General features: G+C 30.3%; 17 protein-coding genes and 1 tRNA gene. 11 read left to right on the top strand and 7 right to left on the bottom strand.

Going from position 1 to position 17315, the window contains the following annotated elements:
- The first annotated feature begins 14 nt into the window (after nucleotides 1-14).
- The 3 genes from IPK18_13390 to IPK18_13400 all read left to right on the top strand — a co-directional run bounded on the left by IPK18_13390 (nucleotide 15) and on the right by IPK18_13400 (nucleotide 2101).
- On the top strand, nucleotides 15-383 hold the full coding sequence (locus IPK18_13390) for a phage holin family protein (GenBank protein QQR97806.1): 369 nt from the start codon (nucleotides 15-17) through the stop codon (nucleotides 381-383).
- A gap of 167 nt (nucleotides 384-550) precedes the next feature.
- On the top strand, nucleotides 551-1075 hold the full coding sequence (locus IPK18_13395) for a transposase (protein ID QQR97807.1): 525 nt from the start codon (nucleotides 551-553) through the stop codon (nucleotides 1073-1075).
- 255 nt (nucleotides 1076-1330) lie between these two features.
- Entirely contained in the window at nucleotides 1331-2101 is a 771-nt protein-coding gene (locus tag IPK18_13400) for an HNH endonuclease (GenBank protein QQR97808.1), read from the top strand.
- A 31-nt stretch (nucleotides 2102-2132) separates the two neighbouring features.
- On the opposite strand, the gene IPK18_13405 is transcribed toward IPK18_13400, so the two are convergent.
- The 5 genes from IPK18_13405 to IPK18_13425 form a co-directional block, all read right to left on the bottom strand.
- Nucleotides 2133-2209, bottom strand: a tRNA-Ala gene (locus tag IPK18_13405).
- Nucleotides 2210-2239: 30 nt separating this feature from the next.
- Nucleotides 2240-2800, bottom strand: a complete 561-nt coding sequence (locus IPK18_13410) for an aminodeoxychorismate/anthranilate synthase component II (protein QQR97809.1) — start codon at nucleotides 2798-2800, stop codon at nucleotides 2240-2242.
- Nucleotides 2801-2815: 15 nt separating this feature from the next.
- Nucleotides 2816-4021 (bottom strand): bifunctional 3,4-dihydroxy-2-butanone-4-phosphate synthase/GTP cyclohydrolase II, encoded by a 1206-nt coding sequence (locus IPK18_13415; GenBank protein ID QQR99358.1) that lies wholly within the window; start codon nucleotides 4019-4021, stop codon nucleotides 2816-2818.
- Between the two features lie 4 nt (nucleotides 4022-4025).
- Nucleotides 4026-5141 carry a glycosyltransferase gene (locus IPK18_13420; GenBank protein ID QQR97810.1) on the bottom strand — a complete coding sequence of 372 codons (1116 nt, stop codon included), beginning with the start codon at nucleotides 5139-5141 and terminating at the stop codon, nucleotides 4026-4028.
- On the bottom strand, nucleotides 5138-6574 hold the full coding sequence (locus IPK18_13425; protein QQR97811.1) for an LptF/LptG family permease: 1437 nt from the start codon (nucleotides 6572-6574) through the stop codon (nucleotides 5138-5140). Before IPK18_13425 ends, IPK18_13420 begins: the two co-directional genes overlap by 4 nt.
- 96 nt (nucleotides 6575-6670) lie before the next feature.
- Between IPK18_13425 and IPK18_13430 the strand changes: the two genes are divergently transcribed.
- From IPK18_13430 to IPK18_13460, 7 genes are all read left to right on the top strand, one after another.
- Nucleotides 6671-7540 carry an RNA polymerase sigma factor RpoD/SigA gene (locus tag IPK18_13430; protein QQR97812.1) on the top strand — a complete coding sequence of 290 codons (870 nt, stop codon included), beginning with the start codon at nucleotides 6671-6673 and terminating at the stop codon, nucleotides 7538-7540.
- 55 nt (nucleotides 7541-7595) lie between these two features.
- Nucleotides 7596-9026, top strand: coding sequence for a glyceraldehyde-3-phosphate dehydrogenase (locus IPK18_13435; GenBank protein ID QQR97813.1), 1431 nt, complete (start codon nucleotides 7596-7598; stop codon nucleotides 9024-9026).
- Between the two features lie 124 nt (nucleotides 9027-9150).
- Complete coding sequence (locus IPK18_13440; GenBank protein QQR97814.1) at nucleotides 9151-11862, top strand: caspase family protein; 2712 nt, start codon at nucleotides 9151-9153, stop codon at nucleotides 11860-11862.
- Nucleotides 11863-11904: 42 nt separating this feature from the next.
- Entirely contained in the window at nucleotides 11905-12699 is a 795-nt protein-coding gene (locus tag IPK18_13445; protein QQR97815.1) for a class I SAM-dependent methyltransferase, read from the top strand.
- 51 nt (nucleotides 12700-12750) lie between these two features.
- Nucleotides 12751-13854, top strand: coding sequence for an acyltransferase (locus tag IPK18_13450; GenBank protein QQR97816.1), 1104 nt, complete (start codon nucleotides 12751-12753; stop codon nucleotides 13852-13854).
- Between the two features lie 27 nt (nucleotides 13855-13881).
- Nucleotides 13882-14499, top strand: a complete 618-nt coding sequence (locus IPK18_13455; GenBank protein ID QQR97817.1) for a threonylcarbamoyl-AMP synthase — start codon at nucleotides 13882-13884, stop codon at nucleotides 14497-14499.
- A 70-nt stretch (nucleotides 14500-14569) separates the two neighbouring features.
- Entirely contained in the window at nucleotides 14570-14959 is a 390-nt protein-coding gene (locus tag IPK18_13460; protein ID QQR97818.1) for a hypothetical protein, read from the top strand.
- A gap of 63 nt (nucleotides 14960-15022) precedes the next feature.
- On the opposite strand, the gene IPK18_13465 is transcribed toward IPK18_13460, so the two are convergent.
- A complete protein-coding gene (locus IPK18_13465; protein ID QQR97819.1) occupies nucleotides 15023-15970 on the bottom strand; it encodes a bifunctional 5,10-methylenetetrahydrofolate dehydrogenase/5,10-methenyltetrahydrofolate cyclohydrolase in 948 nt (315 codons plus the stop codon).
- Here IPK18_13465 and udk point away from each other — a divergent pair.
- On the top strand, nucleotides 15969-16589 hold the full coding sequence (gene udk / locus IPK18_13470; protein ID QQR97820.1) for a uridine kinase: 621 nt from the start codon (nucleotides 15969-15971) through the stop codon (nucleotides 16587-16589). The two genes, IPK18_13465 and udk, sit on opposite strands and share 2 nt — an antisense overlap.
- Here the strand turns inward: udk and IPK18_13475 are convergent, their stop codons facing one another.
- Nucleotides 16590-17294, bottom strand: a complete 705-nt coding sequence (locus tag IPK18_13475; protein QQR97821.1) for a hypothetical protein — start codon at nucleotides 17292-17294, stop codon at nucleotides 16590-16592.
- Between the last annotated feature and the right edge of the window lie 21 nt (nucleotides 17295-17315).

A 17315-nucleotide genomic window follows, 5' to 3' on the forward strand; every position in this document is an offset into this window, starting at 1 on the left:
AAAAAATCAACAATATGAACTTAATAGTAAAATTCGCCATTAATGTTGCAGCCATTATTGCATTAGCATACATTTTGCCTATGCTAAATATTGGTGTTTCGGTAGCAAGCACAGTAGATGCAATAAAACTAGCAGTAGTACTTGCCGTACTTAATACATTTGTAAAGCCAGTATTAAAGTTTTTTTCATTACCTATTACATGTTTAACAATGGGATTATTTTCTTTAGTAATTAGTGCAGGAATTATAAAAATTGCAGATTATTTTCTTGATGGATTTAGTACATTTGGCACATTAAATGGATGGTTAGCAGCATTAATATTTGGCTTAGGCTATTCATTTATAAGCACCACCGTTGAGAAATTGATTCTAAGTGAAGATTAAGGATATTTTTACTAATATCTTTTATACTTAGGAATTATATCACATACAATATATCAATAACTCGCCGTTGTTGGTGTTTAGCTTAGCAAGGCATTAGGGTAAGCAAGCGTCACCAACAACATACACTACCGCCAACATCATATCAAAATTGTATTTATTTTAGCTAAATGAAAGTAACTTCAATTGAAGAATATCATCCTGATTTTATAACCACTACTTGTTATGAATGGAAACCCATATTAACAGAAGATCGTTATAAAGATATTATTACAGACAGTTTATTATTTTTAGCCAATCAGAATAGAATAAAAGTACATGCATTTGTAATTATGAGCAATCATTTTCATTTGATATGGCAAATACAAAAAGGCAATAAAAGAGAAGATGTACAACGAGATTTTTTAAAATTTACAGCATATCAATTATTAAAGAAGTTAAAAGAAGAAAACACAGTTTTATTAGAAGAACTTTTGGTAAATTTGAAAGACAGAAAACATCAGGTTTGGCAACGCAATTCATTAAGTATAGAATTGAGAAGTGAGCATGTGTACCAACAAAAGTTAGAGTATATACATAACAATCCTGTAAAGGCAGGTTTGTGTTTGTTACCTGAAGAGTATAAATACAGTAGTGCAAAATTTTATGAATTGAATGAAAATGATTGGATTTTTTTAACACATGGTGATGTGTAGTTTATAGGCAAGATAGTTTGTTGGTGACGCATGCCAACGCTTGGAGCTAGGTTATGCTAAACACCAACAAAGGCTAAGGCAGTAAAACGACTGATATATATACGCATGTAAGTACAAATAGTGTTCAAAATATTATATCACCATTTGATACATTATAAATAAAATACTTTATATTTACATAAATAAACGCTACGCAGTAGCGCATATAAACCCAACTGTTAGCTGCAACCATAAAGAGACGACAACAAAACAAGAATGAGACTGATAAACAATAAAAATCAACTTATCAAAAACATTGACACCTTAGAAGGATATTTAACCGAAGGTGACGACTATTCAGCAAATGAAGCAAAGTCATTAGTTAAACGTGGGACTTGTTTTGTAGCATATAAAATTGACAGAGAATTGCGATTTGCACCAAGTAGGTTTATTGGTTACATAGACAATAAACTCGATAAACATTCGGCTTCAGACGTAAAAGATGGGAGAGAAACCAATAAAGCAATCATTAAAATTTTAGAAGCAATGCCACTACCTAACGACAAGTTAAATGAGAAGTATTTGGAGTATTGCAACCGACTTGGTATCCAACCAAGTGACAAAGGCTCATTTGGTGCACCAAGAAAGTTTTGGCAATTAGAAATTGACCAGGACTTTGAAAACAATGAAGACTTGATAGACGAATTTCCAGAAGGAAAAATTGTTGAAAGGACACATAAAGCCAGAGAGAGAAATAGCCAAGTAATTTCCCTTGCAAAAGAGAAGTTTAAAAAACTGAAAGGACGACTATATTGCCAAGTTTGTGGATTTGACTTTGAAAAAACATACGGACAGATTGGTAAAGACTTCATTGAAGGACACCATACAATTGCAGTAAGCGAAATGTCAAGTGACCATAAAACCAAAGTTGAAGACATTGCGATGCTATGTGCTAATTGCCACAGAATGGTTCATAAAAAAAGACCTTGGCTAACAATGAAAGATTTAGACAAACTAATAAAGACGAAGAAGAATGGCAGCAGCTAACAGGCGTAGCTGTTGCACAATGTGGTATTTTTGGTGGAGCATATCGGAGTCGAACCGATGACCTCTTGACTGCCAGTCAAGCACTCTAGCCAGCTGAGCTAATGCCCCAAACATTTTTATCAAAAATACTAATTGATATTAGCATTTAAACAGCCAGTTCTCTATTATCTTTTTTCCTTCTGGTGTCATCACGCTTTCTGGATGAAATTGTACACCACGTACATTGTAGGTTTCGTGCTTTATGGCTTGTACTATGCCTGCATCATCTGTTGCTGTAATTTGCAAAGGACTTACTACATCTTTTATTGCCCATGAATGGTATCTTCCGCTTTCAAAGTTTTTTGAAATACCATCAAATATGGCATCATCATTAACTATAATTGTATTTCTTGATTTGCCATGAATAACTTGTCCTACGTTGTACAATGTTGCTCCAAATACTTGGCCAATTGCTTGATGACCAAGACAGATGCCCAATATTTTTTTTGTTGCTGCATATTGTTCTATTAATGGTAATAAGATACCTGCTTCTTCTGGAATGCCTGGTCCTGGTGATAGTATGATATTATCATATTCATCTATTGCATCTAGTGCAATTTTATCATTTCTAAAAACATCTACCACTACATCAAAAGATTCTATGTAGTGTACTATATTGTACGTGAACGAATCGTAATTATCTAACATTAAAGTTTTCATGCTATACAATAGGTATTATGATTTATCTAATTGATGCCCCATTTTATCTCGCTTAGTTTGCAAGTACTTTTCGTTGTGTTCGTTTGGTGTTATTTTAATTGGAATATTTTCTACAATTTCTAATCCATAACCATCTAATGCTGCACGTTTTTTTGGGTTGTTTGTAATTAGTTTCAATTTAGAAATATTCAAATCTCTTAATATTTGTGCGCCAATACCAAAATCTCTTTGATCTGCTTTGAAACCTAATGCTAAGTTCGCATCTACGGTATCCATTCCTTCTTCTTGTAATTTGTAGGCTTTCAGCTTATTGAAAAAACCAATTCCTCTACCTTCTTGCATCATATATAGTACTACGCCTTTTCCTGCATCGTCTACCATTTGCATAGCATGGTGTAGCTGATCGCCACAGTCGCAACGCAATGAGCCTAAAATATCGCCTGTAATGCATGATGAATGTACACGCACCATCACTGGTTCATCTTTTTCCCATGTTCCTTTTACTAATGCAAAATGCTCTTCGCCATCTGGCTGTGCTTTGTATGCAATTAATTTAAAATCGCCATATTTTGTTGGCATATTTACTTCTACAACACGTTCTATTTGTTTTTCGTGTTTTAGCCTATATGCTACTAAGTCTTTTATTGATATAATTTTGAGGTTAAATTTTTTAGCAATTTCAGCTAAATCATTCATGCGTGCCATGGTGCCATCTTCATTCATTATTTCTACTAATACACCAACTGGCTCAAATCCAGCTAGTCGAGCAATGTCTATAGTAGCTTCTGTATGTCCTGTGCGTCTAAGTACGCCTTCTTTTTTTGCTTTTAATGGAAATATATGTCCTGGCTTGCCAAAGTCTGATGCTTTGCTGTCTGGACTAATTAATGCTTGTATTGTTTTTGCTCTATCTGATGCAGAAATGCCTGTTGTGCATCCATTTCCAATCAAATCTATAGAAACTGTGAATGGTGTATCAAAGTGAGAAGAATTGCTATTTACCATCATCTCGAAGCCTAATCTATCGCATTCATCTTCTACGATAGGTGCGCAAATTAAACCTCTTCCATGTGTTGCCATAAAGTTGATAATTTCAGGTGTTACATTGCGTGCTGCTGTTACAAAATCACCTTCATTTTCTCTGTCTTCATCATCAACAATTATAATAAGTTTTCCATTTTTTATATCTTCAATTGCAGCTTCTATAGTGTCTAATGTCATGGTATTATTTTGGTGTTGGTTGCCAGATATTTGATTTAATTCCAATTAAAAATTGTATAAACCCAAGTAAAATTGCTAATTGCATGATTAGAAAATAACTAACGATTTTAATTAGGTTATATTTTACACCAAATATAGCTAAAAGAAATGCAAGCATGGATAAAATGAGTGTTAAGACAAAAATAATTAATGTATAATTTATTAGTAGATAAGCCACAATAAATATTAGAAAAAATGGTGTGAGCCATCGTAATAATTTATGCGTTATGAATGTGTAAGCAATAGCCTTGTATGGTGTGAAAAATAATGCTTTGAAATGCCACATATTTTGAAAATTGCCTGCTGCTATTCTTTTTTTTCTATTAAATTCTTGTTCAATAGTTGTTGTTTTATGTTCGTACACAATGCAATCATCAAGGAAAATGCCTTTGCCATTTTGTAGATATACATTCATGCTGATGAAATAATCATCTACCAAAAAATTATTTGGTATTGGCTTGAAATATTTTCTTCTAATTGCATAACAAGCACCTGATGCACCTTGAAATAAATTGAATAGTAATGCTTCTGCTTTTTTAGTTTTATTTTCTAGCGTGTTGTAGGTATTTTCTTCAATATTTTTGGAAGAAATATTTTCTAGATGCACATCAACAATGCCAACAGAAGCATCATTAAATGCTGCATTTATTTTTTTTATGGTATCTTGTTCTAAGATAATATCTGCGTCTGTAAATAGTATAATATCATCTTGTGCTATTAATGTTTTTGTAATTTCGTTGATGATATTCGGCTTTCCAATACGCTCGTTGTAAATGTGTTTTTGAATATCTAACCTATCATCATATTGGTTGATTATATTGAATGAATTGTCTGTGCAAATATCCAATCCTATATGTATTTTTATTTTGTCTGCTGGATAATCTGATGCAGCAATAGATGCTAATTTCTGCCCAATTACTTTTTCTTCATTGTGAATTGGTATAATAATATTTATGTTGTTATACTCAACATCACCTAGTGAATTGGTCTTTTTGTTTTTTGATAATAATATAATTGTAGCTGGATAAAATACGTATGTTATCAGAATTAGAAATACCAGAAAACATACAATTGCTATCATTTTTTCTTAAATATTTTTCTCACTAGATTTTGATATCCTTCTGTTTTAAAAATTACAGAATCATTTAGTGCTTTGTAAGTTAGAAACACAGCAATAGGCAATAGTACTATTGTAGATAGCCACATACCAACAGCAGTTGGCAAGACAGCAGATTTGGCTAGCTTTTCGCCAATAACATTAAAAAAGTGAAACGCCACAAAATATAAAACTGAAATTAGTACAGGAAACCCAAAACCACCTTTGCGAACAATTGCGCCCATTACTGCACCAATCAACATCAATACAATACATGCAAATGATAAACTAAACTTACGGTACCATTCTATTAAATATTGAGTTTTATTATCGCTTTTCCACTTTAAACTATCTATTGATGAATTGATGCTTGCAATAATGCTGTTTGCACTATTTAAAGAATTTTCTGTAATATTTGAGTTTAGCTTTCTAGCATAAATATTTTTTAGATTGATTGAGTTTGTATCTATGCTTGTTGTATTATTATTTCTGAATATTATAAAATTGCTTTTAGTATTGTTTGATATTTCATTATAACTTAAGTTTATTTCATTTTGCACAGAATCTGCCAAATATCTGAGCTGCTCAGTATTGTACATCACATAATTTGTTTTGAAAAGGTTTTCATCTGTACGTTGCATTTTAAACTCTGTTAAATCAAATATCTTTCTCCATTTTTTGAAATACATTTTAGTCATTTCTTTTTTTGAGTTGTCTTGTTTGTTTTTTCTTTGTTGAAATTGATATTGATTGCCTTCGTACAATGTCAAAATCAGATATTGTCCAGTATTGCTCAACTTTATTTCACCTTTTTTTGCTGTAACAATAACATCATTACCACTTCCAGAAGAATGGTCGTAGACCAAAATACCATATAAGGTTTGGTTATCTTTTCCTTTTTTATCTATTTTAATAGCAAAACTACTGATGCCTCTGTAAAAAACATCCTCTTTTATGTCTAATGCTGGCTTTTGCTTCCGAATATCGTATAAAAGTGTAAAGAATTTCAAGTTTACATATGGCGAAATTCTATTAGAAAAGTAAAAAGCAAAGATTGCCATAAATATAGAAATAACAATCAAACTACGCATTACTCTGAGCAATGATACACCACAAGATTTATATGCAGTAAGCTCATTTGTTTCTGCAAGGTTTCCCATTACCATTGTTGACGCAAGTAAAATAGCTAATGGTAATGCCATTGGCAAAATAATGATGGCAAACAAAATTACTAGATTAAACACTAAATTCAGTTCCAAACCTTTCCCAACAATATCATCAATGTATTTCCACAAAAACTGCATTACAAAAACAAATGTGGTCAGAAAATAAGTGACCATCAAAGGCAAAACATAAGATTTGGCAATTACAGCATCCAGTTTTTTGAGCATACAGAAATATTGTGCTAATTTAGTCATTTTCTCATGTTTTAATAATGTTAAAATGTTGATTTTTATAAAGAAATAGATTAAATTCGCAGTCTTCTAAGAAAAATATAATAATACAATAGTTTTATGCGTCAGTTAAAGATTACAAAATCCATTACCAACAGAGAAAGTCAGTCATTAGAAAAATATTTACAAGAAATTGGAAAAGTAGAATTACTTACACCAGAAGAAGAAGTTGATTTGGCACAAAGAATAAAAGCTGGTGATCAAATAGCATTAGAAAAACTAACTAAAGCCAACTTAAGATTCGTGGTTTCTGTGGCAAAACAATATCAAAATCAAGGATTGACATTAAGTGACTTAATCAACGAAGGAAACTTAGGCTTGATTAAAGCAGCACAAAGATTTGATGAGACAAGAGGTTTTAAATTTATCTCATATGCAGTTTGGTGGATTCGTCAATCTATCTTACAAGCATTGGCTGAACAATCTAGAATTGTAAGATTACCATTAAACAAAGTTGGTTCATTAAATAAAATCAACAAAGCATTCTCAAACTTAGAACAAGAGTTTGAAAGAGAACCATCTGCAGAAGAATTGGCAGAAATGCTTGAAATTACCAGAGAAGAAGTAGAAACAACTTTAGGTGTTGCTGCAAGACACGTTTCTGTTGATGCACCATTCCAAGAAGGTGAAGAAAATTCATTATTAGATGTATTGGAAAATACTAGTGCACCCAGCACAGACTATGGCGTTGAATACACAGACTCACTAAGAAAAGAAATAGAACGTTCTTTAAATACATTAACAGACAGACAAAAAGATGTATTGCTTTACTATTTTGGAATAGGTATAGAACATCCACTTTCATTAGAAGATATAGGCGACAAATTTGGTTTAACAAGAGAAAGAGTTAGACAAATAAAAGACAAAGCCATCAACAAATTAAGAGCTACCTCAAGAAGTAAATTATTGAAAAATTATTTAGGTGGATAATTAGTTTTAACAATTCAGAACAATTTAATTAAATAAATTACATACTTAACTTATTATGAGCAATTGGAAACAAAATGAAATGCAAGCAATTGAATTGATTAACATTGCTGGCAAACTTTGGTTAGAAAAAAATATTGAACTAACAATTTTTAGAAGAAACATTGCAGATGCAAGGTTTACTGAAATATTAAACAACAAAGAGTTTACCAATAAATATCTAAATACCAATATAACTATTGAAGATTTCTTAAATATATCAAAAGTTATTGAACAATTAGATTTGGCTCCAACAAGAATAGATTTATCTACTTTAGGTGGACAGTGGTTAGCAGAAAAAGCTAGCTTTAACAATTCATATGAAGATTTTGTTGCCAGCAAATTAGCTAACTACATAGGTAAAGATAAACGTGTTATAGAACCAAAAGACGTAGTATTATTCGGTTTTGGTAGAATAGGAAGATTAGTAGCTAGAGAATTAATTCAACAACATGGAAAAGGAGAGCAGTTGAGACTTAGAGCAATTGTTACTCGTGGAAACTCAGATGATGAAATAAAAAAACGCTCATCACTTCTTAGAAAAGATTCAGTACATGGAAAATTTAGAGGTGTTATTACTGAAGACTATCAAAATAAAACACTTATTGCAAATGGCAATGTAATACATATGATTGCAGCAGACAATCCAGCTGAAATTGACTATACAAAATATGGCATTCAAAATGCTTTATTAATTGACAACTCTGGTATTTGGCGTGATGAAGAAAAACTAAGCAACCACTTAAAAGCAAATGGTATTGATAAAGTATTATTAACAGCTCCAGGAAAAGGTAGCTTACCAAATATAGTATATGGTGTTAATCACTTAAGCTACAAACAAGATGACTTTAAAATTTTTACAGCAGCATCTTGTACAACCAATGCAATATCTCCAATTATTAAAGTAATAAAAGATAAATATGGTATAGAAAGTGGACACGTTGAAACTGTACACTCATACACAAACGACCAGAACTTACTAGATAATTACCATAAAAAATATAGAAGAGGTCGTTCTGCACCAATGAATATGGTTATCACAGAAACAGGAGCAGCAAGTGCAATTACTAAAGTAATTCCAGAAATGGCGGGCAAGTTTACAGGAAATGCAGTACGTGTACCAACTCCAGATGTTTCATTAGCAATTCTAAATTTAAATTTAGCTTCTGAGGCAAACTCTATAGAAGAAGTAAATAATATTCTAAAAGAAGCTGGAACACATGGTGAATTAGTTGAGCAAATAGACTTTTCTACATCACAAGAATTAGTATCAACTGACTGTATTGGCAATTCGCATGCATCAATAGTAGATTCAAATGCTACATTATTAGCACCAAGCAACAAATCTATAGTATTATATGTATGGTATGATAATGAATATGGTTATACTAGACAAGTTGTAAGATTAGCAAAATACATAGGTAAAGTTCAAAGGTTGACTTACTACTAAAAAATAAATTTCTCAGAAAATGTTTAAAAGGAGTGTATTAATTAACACTCCTTTTCATTTTTTAACACTTTTACATGTTAAAATTTAATAATATTTTATAAATTGCAATTACAAATTGTTTTTTATGAAAAATTTAATCGTACTTATTTTGTTAAGTTTTTTCTTAACAAACCAATACACAACGAATGCACAAGAACCAGTAACTAAAAAAATCGTACTCTGTGAATCTTATTCAAGTTCTGGTGTTCCATCTGGAATAAATGCAAATTGGGAAATTAGTTCCACTGGTGGCTATGTTTATATCTTATATACCAATGGCTCATCATCAATAAAAACGAATAATACACTGTGGTTATATATTGATAAGTATTATGAAGACACAAAAAAATATGGTGCATATGCAACTGAAAAATTTACAGTAAAGTCAGGCGATAAATTTTCTGTCTATGATTATAAATTTACAGAGGCTGGAGATTACAAAATAATGGCATACCAAGATGGAAAAACTTTAGCAACTACCTATACAAATATCTCAATTAAAAATAATTCTACCACAACTACAACAAAAACTAACGATGCAAGTATTACATTTTGCCAAAGTAGTGATGATTATGGTAATCCTTCAGGCGTATATTCTGTTTGGAATATCACAGACGAAGCAAATCTAGTGAATATTTTATTTAAGAATGGGAATTCAACTATTAATAAAAATAGTACACTTTATTTATATGTAGATAAAAAAGACAAAGGCAATGATTATGTTGCTTATGGTACAGAAAAATTTGATGTAAAAAGTGGCAGTAAGTTTTCCAATTTTTTCTTTCCATTTAAAGATCCAGGAGAATACAAAGTATCAGCAGTTCAAAATACTGAGTATTTAGCAACTTCATATGTTACCATCCAGAAAAATGGGAGTTCTGAAACTTCAAAAAGTAGTTACAACTCAAACAACAGTTCACAAAAAATTGTCACATGTTCAGATTACAATTTAACAACAGGAGTTCCATCTGGAGTATATGAAACTTGGGATATAAAACAAGGTGGAGGATATGTATATGTTGTGTACAATAATGGTACAAAAATGTCAGGTACATATTGGTTGTATGTCGATAAATATGATGAAGACGAAGATGATTACGTAGCTTTTGATACAAAAACATTTGAAACTAATAACAAGTCATGGTCAGCATATAAATATACATTTACTGAAGGTGGAAAATATAAGATATCTGCTGTAAACTCAAAAGGAGAACAAGCGTCATCAATTGTTACAGTAAACTTTGCAGATGGTGTTGTTGTAGATACTAAAAAGAGTATTTCATTATGCGAATCTTATGATGATTACGGAAAACCGATAGGAATAAATACAGTTTGGAACATTGAAAATAACTCAAAAGGTGGATGGGTTTATGTGTTGTACGACAATGGTTCAAAAATGAATAAAACAACATTACTCTATGTAGACAAAAAAAACACAACAGGAAAATATGTAGCCTACGATACCAAAACATTTGAAAATAATGGAAAAAACTGGTCAGTATTCGATTACAATTTTAAAGAAACAGGAGAGTACAAACTTAGTGCAGCAATTGATGGTAGTGAAGTAGCAAGTGTATACGCAACTATTAAATACAAAACAACAAAAACAAACGAACCATCAAAATATCAAGAAGATATTACAACATGGTATTATGACGGCTCTGAAGCCTATTTCTCAGAAACAGCATCAAGTACATCAAGTAAAATTTCTTCTTACACAATACCAAGTACTGGGAAAAAACTAACTTTAGTATATAAACAAAACAAAGAAATCAAAACAAATAAAGTAATTGTAGATATATGGACAGGAACTGATTATGCAGATTTTGTCGAAACTAAAGAATTTGTAACCTTACCAGCACAGAAAACAATTTACATGGATTATACATTTAAGAAAGCTGGAAAATATAAGTTTTCTGTATATAATCAAGATGAAATATTCATGAATTTGGCAGAAGTAGAAATAAAAACGACTAGCACAAATACTTATACAAACACAACTACAAATACTCCAAAAACGAATACAACAACTACAACCAACAATAATGCAAGTAATAATAATAATAATCAAAATTCTATATACAATTCATTAAGTTTTAATAATTCAAATTCTAATGAAAGTAGAACTGCATTAGTAATTGGAAATGGGAATTATGTTAGTGCTGGTAAGCTACCAAATCCTGCACACGATGCAGAAGAAATGGCAAAGTCATTGCAAGCATGTGGCTTTAAAGTAAATATGTTGGTTAATGCAAATAAAAAGCAAATGAACGAAGCCGTAAAACAATTTGGAATTGACATAGCAGGACACAAAGGAATTGGATTAGTGTTTTACGCAGGGCATGGTATTCAATCAAAAGGAGAGAACTATCTTATTCCTATTGATGCATCAATTTATGGTGAAGAAGACTTGCAATACGAATGCGTAAACGTCAATCAAATGCTTGCAAAAATGGACGTTGCCAAAAATTCTATGAATATCATTATGCTTGATGCGTGTAGAAACAATCCATTTGAAAGAAGTTGGAATAGAAGTACAAATGGAAATGGATTAGCATCATTAAATGCACCAGAAGGCACAATAATATCATTTTCTACCAATCCAGGAAACGTAGCTTCGGATGGTTCTGGCTACAATTCACCATATACAACAGCATTATTATCACAATTAAAAAAACCAAGTCTTACAATAGAGCAAGTACTAAAAGGCGTTGCTGGTGATGTAAAGAAAAGCATTCCAACACAAATGCCATGGTACAGTTCATCTATCACTGGCGAGTTTTATTTTAGACCATAATTTATTTTATCTTAGGTCTAAATATTTGCTTATTTTTGTTGAATGGAAGACATATTTTATAGAATCGAATCTTACCTAACTTACCTTTGGGAAGCCAAAACTAAATATCAAATTCATTCACCGTTTTTGTACAATATTGTTACTGAAGTTTTTGAGAAACAACTAAACTACCAAGATTTTGAACGAATAGAACAAGTTAGAAATCAGTTACTAGAAGACCAAACAATTATAGAGATAGAAGATTTTGGTGCTGGATCAAAAAAATTCACATCAAACAAAAGAAAAATTTCAGACATAGCAAAAATAAGTCTAAAAAAAGAAAAGCATGCGCAATTATTGTTTATGCTAGTTAGGCATTTTAAGGCTAATAGAATCTTAGAATTGGGTACATCATTAGGCATAACAACATGTTATTTAGCATCTGCGCACGACAATGTACAAGTGATTTCTATTGAAGGTTGTAAAGCAACAGCAGAAATAGCTGAAAAAAATTTCTCTAAATTAAGACTAAAAAATATCCAATCAATTGTTGATAAATTTGATAATGTTCTACCAACTATCAACCAAGCAAATGGAGAAAAATTTGATTTCATTTTTATAGATGGCAACCACAGAGAATCAGCAGTAATTGATTATTTCAAAACAATTTTAAACTATTGTCACAACGATACAGTAATTGCAATAGATGACATACATTGGAGCGAAGAAATGGAAGAAGCATGGCAGTTTATTAAAAACCACGAGAAAGTAACTGTAACTATTGATATCTACGAAATGGGTTTCGCATTTATACGAAAAGAAAATATACAAAAAGTACATTGCGTAATTCAATATTGATATTTTCTGAATGACTTATTTTTTCTATTTTGTAAATAGATTGTCTTTAATTTGAAACCAATATACTTTTCTGGCTTAAATGGTTTGCGAGCAATTGCGGCATTAGGTGTTTTATTTACACATATTACACAAGGTTTGTATTTGTTTGGGCTCAATCCACATATATTTGGTAATGCACATGGCGGAAATATTGCCATTCATAGAATTGCGTTGTATTGTGTAAGTATTTTTTTTGGCATCAGTGGTTTTTTAATCACTTATTTATTATTACAAGAAAAGAAAATAGGAGAGATAAATATCAAAAAATTCTATATGCGCAGAATATTAAGAATATGGCCATTGTATTATTTGTATTTGATTTTGTCTATTATAAGTTTATTTATACTAAAAATTGATTTTGATAAACAGCAACTATTTTTCTATATATTTTTGATGGCGAATATCCCATTTTTATTAGGAAAAGCAATTCCATTCATCACACATTATTGGTCATTAGGTGTAGAAGAACAATTTTATTTATTTTGGCCAAACTTCATTAAACGTACAAAACATATTTTGCTTGCTTCAACTGCGTTGTTTGTTGTAATTATGTTGTTCAAACTAATTTTTTATTTCACAGCAAGCAAATATGCATATAGTTCAACTATGTATTTTTTTATAGACTCAAGTAGGTTTCAATGTATGCTTATTGGAGCAATATCAGCAATATTATACTTTGACAAATATAAATTATTTATAAGCATAGCAACACACTTAATTACACAGATTTTCTCATGGTGTATAATTGTACTTATGTTTGTAAATAAATATAAATTCTCCTATTTCATTAGTCATGAATTAATGACATTTGTTACATGTATGATTATTATTAGTCAAATTGAGCAGAAAAATAGAATTATCAATTTAGAACATAAGATATTTGATTTTTTTGGTAAAATATCTTACGGTATTTATGTCATTCATCCATTGGTTGCCATTTGGATTTCAAAAATAGTTGTATTTAAAAGTAATAATGTCATAAATTATATTGTGATATATATATTGTGTATTTCATTAACAGTAATTTTATCTTACATATCTTATGAATTTTTTGAAAAAAGATTTTTAAGGATAAAAAATAAATACACAACCATAGAAAGTAAATCTACAATGTAGCTATAAATGCATTAACTTTATAGTGCAATGTATATAGAAATAAACCCAGATAATATTGATATACGAAAAATAAAGCAAGTTGTAAGTGTGCTCAAAGATGGTGGAATAATTATTTATCCAACAGATACAGTATATGGTTTAGGTTGCGATATCTATAATAAAAATGCAGTAGAAAAAATTTGTAGAATAAAAGGTGTAAAACCCGAAAAAATGAATTTTTCTATGATATGCGAAGATTTAAGTCACATTAGTGAGTATACCAAAACAATAGACAATTCAGTATTTAGGCTAATGAAGCGAGCATTGCCTGGTCCATACACTTTTATATTAGATGCAAATAATAATATTCCAAAATTATTTAAGAATAATAAGAAGACAATAGGCATAAGAGTACCAGATAGTATGATTGTAAATTCATTAATAGAAAATTTAGGCAACCCAATGTTGTCCACATCTATACACCACGAAGATGAAATACTAGATTATATCACAGAACCATATGAAATATATGAACGATTCAAACATCAAGTAGATATAGTAATTGATGGTGGAATTGGAGGAATTGTGCCTTCAACAATTATAGATTGCTCAAAAAACGAAATTTCTGTACTGAGAGAAGGATTGGGCAGTTTAGATATATTGTGAAAATAAGATTTGACAAGATCAAAATATATTATTAAATTAGTATATCTATTAACTTATTAAATTATAAACAATGAAAAAATTAATAACAATTTTACTTGTTGCAATATTTGCAGCAACAATTTCTTGTAACAAAGATGAAGAAACGCCAACACCAGTTGCAAGTTTTACAATTAATACAGACTCAATTTATGTAGGTTCTGAATTACCATCAAGAATATCTGCAGTTGCTAATTCATTAATTTGTACCAATACTTCAGTGAATGCTGATAAGTATGTATGGTCTTCTAGTTTAAATGGTACTAATGATACAACAACAAGCAAAGCAAATAAAATATTTACATATAGAGTTAGTGGCTGTGCTTCATGGAGTATTAGATATACAGTTTCCTTAACAGCAATAAAAGGAAATAAAAGTAGTACAAATTTTAAGATTATTAAGATTCAAGGAAGTTGCGTGTAGAAGAGTAACTATTTATTACTAACACAATTAAATTAAAATTATGTTGGTAATAAAAAATGTATGCTATTTAGAATTTTTATATGCTACTAATGTATTTTGTAATAGCGATGCTACTGTCATCAAGCCAACACCACCAGGAACTGGCGTAATGTAACTACATTTCTGTGCAACAGCATCAAAATCTACATCGCCTTCCAGATGATAGCCACGTACATCATCAGCATCTTCAATTCTATTGATGCCTACATCTATTACAACTACACCATCTTTCACCATATCTGCTGTTATCAATTTTGCTTTTCCTGTTGCCGCAATCAAAATATCGGCTTGCAAAGTGTACTGTTTTAAATCTACTGTTCCACTGTGGCATAAGGTTACTGTACAGTTTCCAAACTCAGATTTTTTGCTCATCAAAATACTGATAGGCATGCCAACAATATTACTTCTACCAACAACAACACAATGTTTTCCATGTGTAGGAATATTATATCTTTTAATTATTTCAACTATACCTTTTGGTGTTGCACTAATAAATGCAGGCAAATTCAACATCATTTTTCCTAAATTTATTGGATGAAAACCATCTACATCTTTGTTTGGAGAAATATTGAGTAAGATATTGTCTTCATTAATGTGTTTAGGCAAAGGCAACTGAACAATAAATCCATCAATATTGTCATCATTGTTTAGTGTATGCACATATGCCAAAAGCTCTTCTTCTGAAATTGATTCTGGAAGTTCTATTAATGTAGATTGGTATCCAACTTCTTTGCATGATTTTATCTTACTATTGATGTATGCTTTGCTCGCTGTATTATCGCCAACTAAAATAGCAGCCAAGTGTGGAACTCTTTCGCCTTTCAATATCAATGAATCAACAACTTCTTTAAGTTCGTTTTTTATTTCTCTTGCTATTTTTTTCCATCTAACAATTGCATGTAGATAATTTTTTTGCAAAAATACAAAAGATAATTTTTGTATTTTAATTTTAGGTCGTAATATTACTAACATGAATAAGCCATTTGTAATTGGAATTGCTGGAGGCAGCGGAAGTGGAAAAACAACATTTGTAAAAAAACTAAGAAATATTTTTGAAGAACATGAAGTTTGTCTACTCAGCCAAGATAACTACTACAAAAAACGTGATGAGCAAGAAACTGACGAGAATAATCAGAAAAACTTCGATTTACCAACATCTTTTAGAGAACAAGATTTTATTAAAGATGTAAAAAAACTAATCAATAATGAAGAAGTAGAATTACCAGAATATACTTTTAATAATGCTTTGGCAGAAGTGAAAAATATAGTTTATAAGCCAGCAAAAGTTATTATCATAGAAGGATTGTTTGTCTATCATTTTAAGGAAATTGCCAACCTAATGGATTTGAAAATATTTGTAGATGTAAATACGCATCTTAAATTAATTAGAAGAATCATTAGAGACAAAGAAGAACGCAACTATCCACTCGATGATGTGCTGTATAGATATGAAAAACATGTTTATCCATCTTTTGAAAAATATATTCTACCATACAAAAAATCTTGTGATTTAGTATTCAATAATAATACACCTAAGAATTTAGAATGTGCATTAGATGTAATGTCTTCTTTTATTAAAAGCAAATTGTAATTAAAAATATTTTACCAAAAATCCTTTTGCAAATCTCCAGTAGATAGGCAATAATATTATAATATTACATAGTAATAAATATATGAATTTTGGTTGTTGAATGGTGTAAAGTATCAATAATATAAAAGGAAAATGTATTTCGTAAAACTCATTTAAGACTCTTTCATTAATGAAATAAAAGTTTATTTTTCTGTGTAATGAATATAATGCAAATAGATATATTGCATAAATTACTAGAATGATATTGCCAAATTCAGGTAGAAAATATAAAATAAGAAAGAAATATATTATTTCAAAAGCAATAATGTATTGTATGGTTTTCTTTGTAAATGAAAGTCCATATTTAGTTGCAAATGTATTTGTCTGTGTATTTACATCATTCTTATAATCTTCAATTTGGTGTAATAAAATATTTCTAATGCCAAGCATTAATAACCAAAGTGTGTACACAACAATCAATTCGATTTTATACGTAAAAGCTTCGCCAATTTTGTAGAAAGTGTACATTGCTAAAATACAAGGAATAACTTGTGCATACAAACTATCACACAATATACCTAAAATTGCGTTTTCTTTAAATCTAAATGGAGGAAATGCATATATGAATAATAAGATTAGTTCCAATGCAATGAGTACAATGGTAGTTGTAGTAACTGGAAATAAAAACCAAGGATTTATGGCAAATGTCAGAAAAATAAAAACCAATATTGATATTTCAACTTTTGA

The sequence above is a fragment of the Sphingobacteriales bacterium genome, assembly GCA_016699615.1.
In the GTDB taxonomy this organism is placed as follows: Bacteria; Bacteroidota; Bacteroidia; order Chitinophagales; family JADIYW01; genus JADJSS01.

Coding starts and splice junctions, on each gene's coding strand:
- IPK18_13390 (QQR97806.1), top strand. CDS start 15: ATGAACTTAATAGTAAAATTCGCCATTAATGTTGCAGCCATTATTGCA.
- IPK18_13395 (QQR97807.1), top strand. CDS start 551: ATGAAAGTAACTTCAATTGAAGAATATCATCCTGATTTTATAACCACT.
- IPK18_13400 (QQR97808.1), top strand. CDS start 1,331: ATGAGACTGATAAACAATAAAAATCAACTTATCAAAAACATTGACACC.
- IPK18_13410 (QQR97809.1), bottom strand. CDS start 2,800: ATGAAAACTTTAATGTTAGATAATTACGATTCGTTCACGTACAATATA.
- IPK18_13415 (QQR99358.1), bottom strand. CDS start 4,021: ATGACATTAGACACTATAGAAGCTGCAATTGAAGATATAAAAAATGGA.
- IPK18_13420 (QQR97810.1), bottom strand. CDS start 5,141: ATGATAGCAATTGTATGTTTTCTGGTATTTCTAATTCTGATAACATAC.
- IPK18_13425 (QQR97811.1), bottom strand. CDS start 6,574: ATGACTAAATTAGCACAATATTTCTGTATGCTCAAAAAACTGGATGCT.
- IPK18_13430 (QQR97812.1), top strand. CDS start 6,671: ATGCGTCAGTTAAAGATTACAAAATCCATTACCAACAGAGAAAGTCAG.
- IPK18_13435 (QQR97813.1), top strand. CDS start 7,596: ATGAGCAATTGGAAACAAAATGAAATGCAAGCAATTGAATTGATTAAC.
- IPK18_13440 (QQR97814.1), top strand. CDS start 9,151: ATGAAAAATTTAATCGTACTTATTTTGTTAAGTTTTTTCTTAACAAAC.
- IPK18_13445 (QQR97815.1), top strand. CDS start 11,905: ATGGAAGACATATTTTATAGAATCGAATCTTACCTAACTTACCTTTGG.
- IPK18_13455 (QQR97817.1), top strand. CDS start 13,882: ATGTATATAGAAATAAACCCAGATAATATTGATATACGAAAAATAAAG.
- IPK18_13460 (QQR97818.1), top strand. CDS start 14,570: ATGAAAAAATTAATAACAATTTTACTTGTTGCAATATTTGCAGCAACA.
- udk (QQR97820.1), top strand. CDS start 15,969: ATGAATAAGCCATTTGTAATTGGAATTGCTGGAGGCAGCGGAAGTGGA.
- IPK18_13465 (QQR97819.1), bottom strand. CDS start 15,970: ATGTTAGTAATATTACGACCTAAAATTAAAATACAAAAATTATCTTTT.